This window comes from Streptomyces sp. NPDC050625 (assembly GCF_040654755.1).
Lineage (GTDB): Bacteria > Actinomycetota > Actinomycetes > Streptomycetales > Streptomycetaceae > Streptomyces.
Genome location: NZ_JBFAIQ010000002.1, coordinates 421438 through 433627 on the forward strand (window position 1 = coordinate 421438; position 12190 = coordinate 433627).

The window sequence follows — 12190 nt, forward strand, 5'->3', positions numbered from 1 at the left end:
GCTCAGCCGCCGTGGTCCACCGGCTGTGGGCCCGCCTCGGCGACGATCCGCTGCCCGGCCGCCACGACTTCCGGATGCGCCCCGACACGCCCTGATCCGGCCGGGGGCACTGCCGGGGCTCAGCCGCCGTGGTCCACCGGCTGTGGGCCCGCCTCGGCGACGATCCGCTGCCCGGCCGCCACGACTTCCGGATGCGCCCCGACACGCCCTGACCCGGCCGGGGGCACTGCCGGGGCTCAGCCGCCGTGGTCCACCGGCTGTGGGCCCGCCTCGGCGACGATCCGCTGCCCGGCCGCCACGACTTCCGTATGCGCCCCGACACGTCCTGACCCGGCCGGGGGCACCGCCGGGGCTCAGCCCCCGTGGTCCACGTACTCGAAGATCGCCCCGTCGGGATGCATCGCGATCAGATTGCGGCCCGCCGGCGTCGCGACCGGCCCCGCGACGATACGGGCGCCCAGCTCGGCCAGTGTCCGGTGGGCGTCCTCGACGTCCTTGACGGCTATCGTCGCCGCCACCTTGCGCAGCACCTCCAGCTCGGCCTCGGGGCCGCTCATCAGCAGGAAGGAGCCGACCGCGGCGACCTGGACACCGCCGCGCTCGAACCGGAGAGCTCTACTGCCCGCGAGGCGTTCGTAGAAGGGGACCGCGGCTTCGAGGTCGTCGACGCAGATGCGCAGCGAGGCGCCCAGAATCTCCATGCGCACGAGCCTAGTTCCGGCGGCCGCAGGAGGAGATCGCTTCGGCGGATCGACCGCGTGAGGACGGGGCGACGGCGACCCGCCCGGCGGCCGCGTTACGGTCCCGTGGGCAGGGGTACACGGGCCGCATGGAGCCCTTGGATCACCTTGCACACCTGGACAAAGAGCTGGTGGACGAGCTGGCGCAGGTGGCACGCGAGACCGTGCGCGACGAGCTGCGCGAGCAGACGCGCAAGCAGCGCCGTACGGCCCTGCTGTACGGCGCGTCCGGCGCCGTCGCCCTGTATGCGGGCGGTGCTCTCGCCCTCGCCCTCGGGCTGGCCCTGGCGACCGGCCTGCCGGGCTGGGCGGCGGCTCTGATCACCGCGACGATCCTCGGCGTGATCGCCTACGCGCTGCGCGGCATGGCCAGGCCGAGCCACCCGCACCCGACGCCCTACCCGCCCATGCCGTCGGAGCCGCCGCGCTGGCCCGGCACCGACCCCGAGGCGCCGCACCACCGGGCGTGAGACCGGCCGGGTGTCCCGCCCGCACCACCCGGGCCCCGATGTATGGACGTTTGGGCGCCCCGGTCAGGGGGACGCGGTATGCCTCGGACGAGCCACACCGCCGGAGGCGTACTGTGAGTCGACCCCGCATCGTGATCGTCGGCGCCGGTTTCGCCGGGTACCGCACGGCCCGCATCCTCTCCCGGCTGACCAGGCAGCGGGCCGATGTCACCCTGCTGAACCCGACCGACTACTTCCTGTATCTCCCCCTGCTGCCCCAGGTCGCCGCGGGCATCCTGGAGCCACGCCGGGTCACCGTCTCCCTCCGCGGCACCCTGCGCGACGTGCGCCCGGTGCTGGGCGAGGCGGGCCACGTCGACCTCGACGGGCGCACCGTGCACTACACGGACCCGGAGGGCGGCGTAGGCACCCTGGGCTACGACCGGCTCGTGCTCGCCGTCGGCAGTGTCAACAAGCTGTTGCCGGTCCCCGGCGTCGCCGAGCACGCGCACGGCTTCCGCGGCATGCCCGAGGCGCTGTACCTGCGTGACCACGTGACCCGGCAGCTGGAGCTCGCCGCCAGCTCCGACGACCCCAAGAGCGCCGCGGCCCGGTGCACCTTCGTGGTGGTCGGCGCGGGCTACACCGGTACCGAGGTGGCCGCGCAGATGCAGTTGCTCACCATGGATCTGGCGCGCAGGAATGCGCTGCCGGCCGGGGTGCGCCCGCGCTGGCTGCTCCTGGACGTCGCATCGCATGTGCTGCCCGGGATGGACGAGCGGCTCTCGATCTCGGCCGACCGCGTGCTGCGGCGGCGGGGCGTCGAGGTCCGCACGGGCACCTCCGTGAAGGAGGCCACCCATGACGGAGTCCTGCTCAGCGACGGGGAGTTCGTCGAGACGCGGTCCCTGGTCTGGTGCGTGGGCGTGCGGCCCGATCCGCTCGTCGAGGCCACCGGGCGGCCGCTGGAGCGGGGCCGGCTCATCGTCGACCCCTATCTGCAAGTGCCCGGCGGGGCAGGGGTGTTCGCCTGCGGGGACGCGGCCGCCGTGCCCGACCTGACCAACCCCGGGACGTTCACGCCGATGACGGCACAGCACGCCTGGCGGCAGGGAAAGGTCGCCGCGCACAATGTGGCCGCCTCGCTCGGCATCGGGGAGAGCCGCCCGTACCGCCATCGCGACCTGGGCTTCGTGGTGGATCTGGGCGGCACCGAGGCAGCCGCCGACCCGCTGGGCGTGCCCCTGTCCGGTCTGCCGGCCGCCGCGGTCGCCCGCGGCTACCACCTCGCGGCGCTGCCCGCCGGCCCCAACCGCGTCCGCGTCGCCGCCGACTGGCTCCTGGACGCCGTACTGCCGCCCCAGGGAACCCAGTTGGGGCTCGTCCGGTCCTGGTCCGTGCCCCTCGACACGGCCTCTCCGGAACTGGCCCGAGTACCCAGCGGTCCGGAGTACCACCTCACCCCCGGCCCTGTGAAGCGCGCCGACATCCCCGCGGAAGGAGACTCATGAACACCGCCGAACTCGCCGAACTGGCCGAAGTAGCCCAGCAGTTGCGGGTGGACAGTGTGCGGGCCGCCGCTGCCGCGAGGTCCGGGCACCCGACGTCGTCCATGTCCGCCGCCGACCTGATGGCGGTGCTGCTCGCCCGCCATCTGCGCTACGACTTCGACCGCCCGTCCCACCCGGGCAACGACCGCCTCGTGCTGTCCAAGGGGCATGCCTCGCCGCTGCTGTACTCCATGTACAAGGCGGCCGGTGTCGTCGACGACACCGAACTGCTCACCTTCCGCAGGCTCGGCAGCCGCCTTGAGGGGCATCCGACGTCACGGCGGCTGCCCTGGGTGGAGACGGCCACCGGCTCGCTCGGCCAGGGCCTGCCGGTCGGCGTCGGCATCGCGCTGGCCGGCAAGCGGCTGGACCGCACCCAATACCGCGTATGGGTGCTGTGCGGTGACAGCGAGCTGGCCGAGGGCTCCATCTGGGAGGCCGCCGAGCAGGCATCGTACGAGCATTTGGACAACCTGATCGCGATCGTGGACGTGAACCGGCTCGGCCAGCGCGGCCCCACCCGGCACGGCCACGACCTGGACGCCTACGCGCGGCGCTTCCAGGGCTTCGGCTGGCACACCGTGGAGATCGACGGCCATGACCTGGAGGCGGTCGACCGCGCCTACCGCGAGGCCGAGTCCACGAGCGGGCAGCCCACCGTGATCCTCGCCCGCACCCTCAAGGGCAAGGGCGTCGCCTCCGTCGAGGACCGCGAGGGCCTGCACGGCAAGCCGCTGCCCGACCCGGAGGAGGCGGTCGCCGAGCTGGGCGGTCCGCGCGATCTCCATGTCCGGGTGCAGGAGCCGCTCGGCGCCCGGATGCTGCACTCCGTCGGCACCGAGGCGCTCGAACTCCCGCGCTACGACAGGGGCGACAAGGTCGCCACCCGGGACGCCTTCGGCAAGGCGCTCGCCGCGCTCGGCACGGCCCGCGGCGACGTCGTCGCCCTGGACGGCGAGGTCGGCGACTCCACCCGTACCGAGTACTTCGCCAAGGAGCACCCCGACCGCTTCTTCGAGTGCTACATCGCCGAACAGCAGCTGGTCGCCTGCGCCGTCGGCATCGCCGCGCGCGGCTGGGTGCCGTTCGCCTCGACCTTCGCCGCCTTCTTCACGCGCGCGTACGATTTCGTGCGCATGGCCTCGATCAGCGGAGCCGGCATCAACCTGATCGGCTCGCACGCGGGCGTGGCGATCGGTCAGGACGGGCCCTCCCAGATGGGCCTGGAAGACCTGGCGATGTTCCGGGCGGTGTACGGCTCGACCGTGCTCTACCCGTGCGACGGCAACCAGACCGCGAAGCTCGTGGGCGCCATGGCCGGCCTGGACGGCATCCGCTATCTGCGCACCACGCGCGGCGAGAGCCCGGTCGTCTACCACCCGGACGAGGAGTTCCCGGTCGGCGGCAGCAAGGTGCTGCGCTCCTCCGAAGAGGACCGGCTGACCGTGGTCGCGGCCGGGGTCACCGTGCACGAGGCGCTGGCCGCGGCCGACACGCTGGAGACCGAGGACATCCGGATCAGGATCGTCGACCTGTACTCCGTCAAGCCGGTCGACCGGCGCACGCTGCGGCAGGCGGCGCAGGAGACGGGCTGTCTGCTCACCGTCGAGGACCACCACGAGGAGGGCGGCCTCGGGGACGCCGTCCTCGACGCGTTCTCCGACGGCAGGCCCGTGCCGCGCCTGGTCCGCCTCGCGGTCCGTACGATGCCGGGCTCGGCCGCGCCGGACCAGCAGCTGCACGCGGCGGGCATCGACGCCGAGGCGATCGCGGCGGCCGGCCGGCTGCTGGTGGAGGAGGCGGTCGTACGCTGAGCGAGGACGACGCCGTCCTGGAGCGGGTCAGAAGGAGGCTCCATGAGCGGGATGACCGGTCTGCGGTATGTCTACGCGATCTGCCGCCCGTTCGACGCGGCCCTGCAGTCCCAGCTGACGGGCGTCGGGGGCACCCCGCCGGGACTGCTGAGACACCACGGCCTGGTCGCGGTCGTCAGCACGGTCCCGGAGGGTGACTTCGCCGAGCTGCCGCTCCGTGCCCATCTGGCGGACCCGGACTGGCGGAGCGCGACCGGCCGCGCCCACCAGGGCGTGATCGACGCGCTCACCACCGTCACCACGCCCCTGCCGCTCCGGCCCGCCACCGTCTTCCGGGACGACAGCGCCGTACGCGTGATGATCGAGGAGCGCGAGGACGACTTCCGGCGCACCCTCGACCGGCTGGAGGGCCGGGTGGAGTGGGGCGTGAAAGTGTTCCTGGAGCCGGAGCCGGAGCCGTCGGACCAGCGCCACGAGGACAGGTGGCGGACGGCCGAGGAATTCGCGAACCGGCTGCACACACTGCTTTCCCGGCATGCCGAGGAATCCCGGCTGCACGCCCCGCAGAACGCGGCGCCCTCCGGTGACCCGGGAGAGAACGTGCTCAACGGGGCCTATCTGGTGCCGCGTTCCCGGTCCGAGGAATTCGTGGAACTGGTCGACCGTACGAAGGACGAAGCGCCGGGCATGCGGGTGGAACTCACCGGACCCTGGGCGGCGTACTCGTTCACCGATGACCTGTCGGAGGAGGAGCGGTGACGCGTGCCGACCCCGGCCGGGTCGCTGCCCCGGATCAGCCCTGCTTGCGGCAGAGGATCTCTCCGTGCAGTACGGCGAACCAGCCGTCCTCCCGCTGTCCCCATTCCCGCCAGGCCTCCGAAACGGCCCGCAACTGCCCGGCGGTCGCATGACCGGCCTCGGTCGCGCGGTCCGCGTACGCGGAGTCGACGGTGCGGTCCGCCCACAGAGCGCTCCACCACGCGCGCTCCTGTGACGTGGCGAACGTCCAGGTGCTGGAAGTGGCCGTGATGTCCGTCAGCCCGGCGGCCAGCGCCCAGGACTTCAGCCGCCGGCCGGCGTCCGGCTCACCGCCGTTGGCACGGGCGACCCGGCGGTACAGGTCCAGCCAGTCGTCCAGCCCCGGCACCTGCGGGTACCAGGTCATCGCCGCGTAGTCAGAGTCTCGTACGGCGATGAACCCGCCGGGTTTCGTGACCCGGCGCATCTCGCGCAGCGCCTGCACCGGGTCGCCGACGTGCTGCAGCACCTGGTGCGCATGGACCACGCAGAACGTGTCGTCCGGGTGGTCCAGGGCGTGCACGTCGGCGACCGCGAAGTCCACGTTCGCCAGGCCGCGTTCGGCGGCCGTGGCCCGGGCCCGGTCGAGGATCCCGGGCGCGTGGTCGACGCCGGTGACATGCCCGTCGGGGACCAGTGCCGCCAGGTCGGCGGTGATGGTCCCGGGGCCGCAGCCGATGTCCAGGATCTTCATATGGGGCTTGAGCGAACCGAGCAGATAGGCCGCCGAGTTGGCGGCGGTCCGCCAGGTGTGCGAACGCAGCACCGACTCGTGGTGCCCGTGGGTGTAGACGGCGGTCTCCTGAGGCTTCGGCATGGCAACCCCTTCTCGCTCTGCGGTACGCACCACGGTAAGCGCCCGTGCCGAATGATGAGACCCTTGTTTCGTCATGTGGACTGACAGGTGATCAGATCAGGGACCACTCCGGGTGCGCCGGGCGGTACACGATCAGCCCCACGGGCAGCTTCTCCACCGCCACCTCGCCCGCCGCCGTGGTGACTTCACCGTCGTACGCAAGGGGTGTGCCAGGTGCGACACCGGTGATGCGCAGCCGTCGCAGCTTGACCGCCCGATGGGTCGAGGAGCTGGTCAGCGGGCCCGCCACGGCGGCCGCCAGCAGCCGTAGCGCGGGTCGGCGGTCGCCGTGCACCACACGCACGTCCAGCAGGCCGTCCGCAAGATCCATGCGCCGCCCGGGTGTGAGACCCACGCGGTGGTAGGTGCAGTTGCCGACGAACAGCAGCCACAACGGCCTGCTCCGGCCGTCGAGTTCGACCTCCAGCGGATGCCGGCCGGCGCGCAGCACGCGCAGCGCGCCGAGCACCCCGGCGGGCCGGCCGCCGATGCGGTGCGACCACTTGTCCCGCTCGCGCACCAGCTCCGGATAGACGCCCAGACTGAGCGTGTTGAGGAAGATGCCCTCCTGGTGCCCGGAGACGAACCGGCCCACGTCCACCCGTACGGCCTCGCCATGGCGGACCGCCCGACCCACGTCCCGTACGTCCTCGACGCCCAGGTCGTACGCGAAGTGGTTGAGGGTGCCGCCGGGCAGCACCGCGAGCGGCAGGCCGTGGCGCAGGGCGGCCGCCGCGGCCGCGTTCACCGTGCCGTCGCCGCCGCACACCCCGAGGGCCCGGGCCCGCGCGGCCGCCTTCTCCAACTCGACGCTCATGTCCTCCGGTTCGCACTCGACGACCTCCGCCTTCGGCAGCGTGTCCCGCAGCGCGCGCACCCGGTCGGCGGTGCCCGAGGCCCGGTTGGCGACGACCACCAGGCCGTCGCCGTCGGGCAGCGCCGGGGGGTCCGCGCGCGGCCGGGCCGGCGGGGTGAGCTGGGCGCGCGTCGGCACCAGGCCCCGTACGGCGAACGCGGCGCCCGCGCCGAGGGCGGCTCCCGCGAGGACGTCGCTGGGGAAGTGGACGCCGGTGTAGATACGGGACATGGCGACCGAGAACGCCACCGGCGCGATCACCGCGCCCCAGGCCGGGGACTCCAGGGCCACCCCGGTCGCGAAGGCGGCCGCCGACGCCGAGTGCCCGGACGGGAACGACGTGGTGATCGGCTGCCGCTTCAGCTGCCGCACCAGCGGGACCGGATCCAGGACGGGCCGGGGGCGGCGCACCGAACGCTTGCCGAGGGTGTTGATGGCCAGCGAGGCCAGGCCCAGGGAGGCGATGCCGCGGACGGCCGCCCGGCGGGCGCGCGGTGTGCGGACCGCCGACATCGCCGCCGCGGTCGCGAACCACAGCACCCCGTGGTTCGCGCTCCGGCTCAGCCGCGGCAGCACGCGCTCGGCACCGGGCCAGTGCCGCTCGGCGGCGCTCTCGAAGAGACGGGAGTCGAGGCCGAGCAGCCGGTCGCGCAGGATGTGCCGGCCGGGCTTCGGGACAGTGAGATCGACGTCTGGGCTCATGCCGGGGCGGGTACCCTGAAGTGGCCCTTTTCGTGCGCCGGCGGTGCGAACGAGTGAGAGGAAGCCCGAATGCGCCTGCTCCTCGTCCGCCACGGCCAGACCCCGTCCAACGTCGACTTCCTGCTGGACACCGCCGTACCCGGGCCCGGTCTGACCGCGCTCGGGGAGCGGCAGGCCGCCGCGCTGCCGCGGGCGCTCGTGGACGAGGGCATCGAGGCCGTCTACGCCTCCACCCTGATCCGTACGCAGCTGACGGCGGCCCCGCTGGCGGCCGCCCGCCGTCTCGACGTGCTCGTCCGGGACGGCATCCGCGAGGTGTCCGCCGGGGACCTGGAGATGCTTCCCGGCGACTCGGAGCGCGGCCGGCTCTACATGGAGATCGTGTTCGCGTGGGCGGCCGGCGACACCGGGCTCCGGATGCCGGGCGGGGAGAGCGGCGCGGAGGTGCTGGGGCGCTACGACGCCGTGATCGCCGAGGCCGCGGGGAGCGGCGCCTCGACCGTGGCCATGGTCAGCCACGGCGCGGCGATCCGGATGTGGACGGCCGCCCGCGCCGACAACGTCGACATCCCCTTCGCCGCGGACCGCCCGCTGGACAACACCGGTGTGGTCGTTTTGGAGGGCTCCCCGTCCGACGGCTGGAAGGCCCTGTCCTGGGCGGGGGCGGTCGTGGTGCCGGCGGGGGAGGGCGGCCCGACGGGGCGGCCGCAGCCGCTGGGCCGGACCGGCCTCGGCGCCCTTCGTCCGCACCGGCCCAGGCCAGGGGACGCGGCCGGATAACGGTTTGCGCAGGTGGGGGGTGCCCCGCAGAATGCGTCCCCATGGGACATCTGGAAGCCGCGCACCTCGAGTACTACCTCCCCGACGGGAGGGCCCTGCTCGGCGATGTGTCCTTCCGGGTGGGCGAGGGCGCCGCCGTCGCCCTGGTCGGCCCCAACGGCGCGGGCAAGACCACCCTGCTCCGGCTGATCTCCGGCGAGCTGAAGCCGCACGGCGGCACGGTCACCGTGAGTGGCGGCCTGGGCGTGATGCGCCAGTTCGTCGGGTCCGTACGGGACGAGACGACCGTGCGCGACCTGCTCGTGTCCGTCGCACCGCCCCGAATCCGGGAGGCCGCGCGGGCCGTCGACAAGGCCGAGCACGCGATCATGACCGTCGACGACGAGGCCGCCCAGCTGCAGTACGCGCAGGCCCTCGCCGACTGGGCCGAGGTGCGCGGCTACGAGGCCGAGACGCTGTGGGACATGTGCACCACGGCCGCGCTCGGCGTGCCCTACGAGCGGGCGCAGTGGCGGCAGGTGCGCACCCTGTCCGGCGGCGAGCAGAAGCGGCTGGTCCTGGAGTCCCTGTTCCGCGGCACCGACGAGGTGCTGCTGCTCGACGAGCCGGACAACTACCTCGACGTGCCCGGCAAGCGCTGGCTGGAGGAGCGCCTGAAGGAGACCCGCAAGACGGTCCTCTTCGTCTCCCACGACCGTGAACTCCTCTCCCGCGCCGCTGAGAAGATCGTCTCCGTCGAACCGGGTCCGGCCGGCGCCGACGCCTGGGTGCACGGCGGCGGCTTCGCCACCTATCACGAGGCCCGGCGCGAACGCTTCGCCCGCTTCGAGGAGCTGCGCAGGCGCTGGGACGAGAAGCACGCCCAGCTGAAGAAGCTCGTGCTGAACCTCCGTCAGGCCGCGTCCATCAGCCATGAGCTGGCCTCCCGCTACCAGGCCGCCCAGACCCGGCTGCGCAAGTTCGAGGAGGCCGGACCGCCGCCCGAGCCGCCGCGCGAGCAGGACATCACCATGCGCCTGAAGGGCGGCCGCACCGGCGTACGGGCCGTCACCTGCAAGGGACTTGAGCTGACCGGCCTGATGAAACCCTTCGACCTGGAGGTCTTCTACGGCGAGCGGGTCGCCGTCCTCGGCTCCAACGGCTCCGGCAAGTCGCACTTCCTGCGCCTGCTCGCGGGCGAGGACGTGGCGCACACGGGGGAGTGGAAGCTCGGCGCCCGGGTCGTCCCCGGCCACTTCGCGCAGACACACGCCCACCCCGAACTGGAGGGCCGCACGCTCCTGGACATCCTCTGGAAGGAACACTCCCAGGACCGGGGCGCGGCCATGTCCCGGCTGCGCCGCTACGAACTGACGGGGCAGGCCGAGCAGCCCTTCGACCGCCTCTCCGGCGGCCAGCAGGCGCGGTTCCAGATCCTGCTGCTGGAACTCCAGGGCGTCACCGCGCTGCTCCTCGACGAGCCCACGGACAACCTCGACCTGGAGTCCGCCGAGGCTCTCCAGGAGGGCCTTGAGGCCTTCGACGGAACGGTCCTGGCGGTCACCCACGACCGCTGGTTCGCGCGCTCGTTCGACCGCTATCTGGTCTTCGGCAGCGACGGCCGGGTACGGGAGACACCCGAGCCGGTGTGGGACGAGCGCCGGGTGGCGCGCGTCCGGTAGCCACGGAGGCCGGGGGGCCGGAATGTTCGTACAGTGGAGGCAGAAAAGCGACCACGACGAGCGGGGCACCATCATGACCGGAGTCGACCCGGACCGTCTGGACGACCAGCAGCTCATGAAGGAGCTGGAGACGATCCACCGTACGCGCCACGACACCCTGCTGTACGGCTCGAACGACGCACTGCGGGCCCACAACGAGCGCATGGCGCAACTTGAGGGCGAGTATCTGCGCCGCAATCCGCGCCGCCCGGTCGTCGCCGGCCGCACCCGCGAGGGAGCCCGCGAGCGCGGCTGCGGCGGAGCGGCGATTCCCGGCGCCTGAGGCGCCCGATCGCTTTCCTTCCAGGCTCAGGTACGGCCCGCCAGTGCCTCGGCCAGTTGCTGGACGTTGGCGTAGCGCGCGCCGCGTGGCAGCCGCCGGACCGCCTGGATCAGCGCGTCGGGGGCCTGCCCCCGGTGCAGGGCGCCGGCCAGCTCGCCCGGTGCCGCGGGGAAGTCACTGCGCCCCAGATGCCGGGCCAGGTCCAGCCGTACCGTCGCCATGGGCGGCCGTTCGCTCTTGCCCGGCACCACCGGACCGCGCCAGATCTCGGGGTCGTCCTCGGCGGGGGGCTCCGGGTCCTGCCACTCCTCGGTGCGGGTGGGGTGCCCCGACCTGAGCAGGTCCTGGAGCTCGTGCTTCATCTCGTCGTCCCGGTGAGCGCTCAGCCGGGCGCTGCCTCGCTGCATGGCTCCCTCCAGGGGTACAGGGGGTGCGTGTTCAGGGAGTGTGCTCCGCGTACCCGAACACGGGCCGCCGACACCCCACGCATCCGTGTGTTTGCCCCCGGAGGCGACGGGCAGGCGCACAGTCAGTGCTTCGGACCGGAGGCACGTCCGTGGGAGCGGCGAACCAGTCGCCACGGGTGTGTCCGTCCGGGGCCGCTCAGGCGCTCCCACGGTGACCGTCCGACCCAGCAGTCCAGGGGAGTTGCGACGCACCATGCCGAATCGAGCGAGCACGAAGCAGCACCCGCACGACGACGCACCCGACACCGCCCAGGCGTTCCGCGAACTCGCCGCGCTCCCTTCGGGGCCGCGGCGCGACCGGCTTCGCCACGAGATCGTCGAGGCCTGGCTGCCCATGGCCGACCGGATCGCGGGACGGTTCCGCAGCCGCGGCGAGAGCTTCGAGGATCTGCGCCAGGTCGCCGCCCTCGGTCTCGTCAAGGCCGTGGACCGGTTCGACCCCGGGCGCGGCAAGGCCTTCGAGAGCTACGCCGTGCCCACCGTCACCGGTGAGATCAAGCGCCACTTCCGCGACCACATGTGGACCCTGCACGTGCCGCGCCGGGTCCAGGACCTGCGCAACCGGGTCCGCTTCGCCTGTCGGGAACTCTCGCAGACCGGGGCGGGCCCGCGGCCCGCCGTCGCGGAGATCGCCGAGTACGCCGGCCTGAGCGAGGAGGACGTCCGGGCCGGACTGGAGGCGCTGGACAGCTTCACCGCGCTGTCCCTGGACGCGGAGCTGCCCGGCAGCGGGGACGGGTACTCGCTGGCCGACGCGCTCGGCTCGGCCGACCCCGCGATCGACACGGTCGTGGACCGGGAGGCCGTCAGGCCCCGGCTGGCCGCCCTGCCCGAGCGCGAGCGGGTGATCCTCTACATGCGGTTCTTCGGGGACATGACACAGAGCAGGATCGCCGAGCAGCTGGGCATCTCGCAGATGCACGTGTCCCGGCTGATCAGCCGGTGCTGCGAGCGGCTGCGCGACCAGGTGATGCGGGACGTGGCGTAGCGGGTGATGCGGGACGTGGCGTAGGGGCGGAGCCCGCGGGGTGCGCGGGGTGCGCCCTGTGCCCGCGGGCCGTGGACGTCACCCGATAGGCCGGTCGCGTTCCCGCGAATGGGGTCCGGCCGCGCGCGAGGTGCGGCCCGGCGGGCTGTGATGGCTGCGGGAGGCACGACCCAGGTGCCCCCGCAGCCGTCCGTCTGAGGAGCCCGT

General features: G+C 73.1%; 11 protein-coding genes and 1 pseudogene. 8 read left to right on the forward strand and 4 right to left on the reverse strand.

The features are described from left to right. Positions 1-353: 353 nt before the first annotated feature. Entirely contained in the window at positions 354-701 is a 348-nt protein-coding gene (locus AB0I54_RS06130) for a VOC family protein (protein ID WP_363294698.1), read from the reverse strand. A gap of 128 nt (positions 702-829) precedes the next feature. Here AB0I54_RS06130 and AB0I54_RS06135 point away from each other — a divergent pair. From AB0I54_RS06135 to AB0I54_RS06150, 4 genes and pseudogenes are all read left to right on the forward strand, one after another. Further along, positions 830-1123, forward strand: a pseudogene (locus tag AB0I54_RS06135) (phage holin family protein); the annotation flags it as partial. Positions 1124-1323: 200 nt separating this feature from the next. Then, on the forward strand, positions 1324-2700 hold the full coding sequence (locus AB0I54_RS06140) for an NAD(P)/FAD-dependent oxidoreductase (protein ID WP_363294699.1): 1377 nt from the start codon (positions 1324-1326) through the stop codon (positions 2698-2700). Beyond that, the gene (locus AB0I54_RS06145; RefSeq protein WP_363294700.1) at positions 2697-4553 is read left to right on the forward strand and encodes a transketolase; all 1857 of its coding nucleotides are present in this window, start codon (positions 2697-2699) and stop codon (positions 4551-4553) included. Before AB0I54_RS06140 ends, AB0I54_RS06145 begins: the two co-directional genes overlap by 4 nt. 51 nt (positions 4554-4604) lie before the next feature. Next, positions 4605-5312 (forward strand): GvpL/GvpF family gas vesicle protein, encoded by a 708-nt coding sequence (locus tag AB0I54_RS06150; RefSeq protein ID WP_363294985.1) that lies wholly within the window; start codon positions 4605-4607, stop codon positions 5310-5312. A gap of 34 nt (positions 5313-5346) precedes the next feature. Here AB0I54_RS06150 and AB0I54_RS06155 read toward each other — a convergent pair whose 3' ends face one another. Together AB0I54_RS06155 and AB0I54_RS06160 are read right to left on the reverse strand one after the other, a co-directional pair. Continuing rightward, a complete protein-coding gene (locus tag AB0I54_RS06155; protein ID WP_363294701.1) occupies positions 5347-6243 on the reverse strand; it encodes a methyltransferase domain-containing protein in 897 nt (298 codons plus the stop codon). Positions 6244-6259: 16 nt separating this feature from the next. Beyond that, positions 6260-7765: a phosphatase PAP2 family protein gene (locus tag AB0I54_RS06160; protein ID WP_363294702.1), complete on the reverse strand. Its 1506-nt coding sequence runs from the start codon at positions 7763-7765 to the stop codon at positions 6260-6262. 69 nt (positions 7766-7834) lie between these two features. Here AB0I54_RS06160 and AB0I54_RS06165 point away from each other — a divergent pair, with 69 nt between their 5' ends. The 3 genes from AB0I54_RS06165 to AB0I54_RS06175 are packed head-to-tail and all read left to right on the forward strand — an operon-like array spanning position 7835 to position 10528. After that, on the forward strand, positions 7835-8545 hold the full coding sequence (locus AB0I54_RS06165) for a histidine phosphatase family protein (RefSeq protein WP_363294703.1): 711 nt from the start codon (positions 7835-7837) through the stop codon (positions 8543-8545). Positions 8546-8586: 41 nt separating this feature from the next. Further along, positions 8587-10206 (forward strand): ATP-binding cassette domain-containing protein, encoded by a 1620-nt coding sequence (locus AB0I54_RS06170; protein ID WP_363294704.1) that lies wholly within the window; start codon positions 8587-8589, stop codon positions 10204-10206. A gap of 22 nt (positions 10207-10228) precedes the next feature. Next, a complete protein-coding gene (locus tag AB0I54_RS06175; protein WP_363294705.1) occupies positions 10229-10528 on the forward strand; it encodes a DUF6158 family protein in 300 nt (99 codons plus the stop codon). Positions 10529-10554: 26 nt separating this feature from the next. On the opposite strand, the gene AB0I54_RS06180 is transcribed toward AB0I54_RS06175, so the two are convergent. Further along, on the reverse strand, positions 10555-10935 hold the full coding sequence (locus tag AB0I54_RS06180) for a DUF2795 domain-containing protein (protein ID WP_363294706.1): 381 nt from the start codon (positions 10933-10935) through the stop codon (positions 10555-10557). Between the two features lie 253 nt (positions 10936-11188). On the opposite strand from AB0I54_RS06180, the gene AB0I54_RS06185 reads away from it, so the two are divergent. Then, entirely contained in the window at positions 11189-11983 is a 795-nt protein-coding gene (locus AB0I54_RS06185) for an RNA polymerase sigma factor SigF (RefSeq protein WP_363294707.1), read from the forward strand. Positions 11984-12190: the final 207 nt, after the last annotated feature.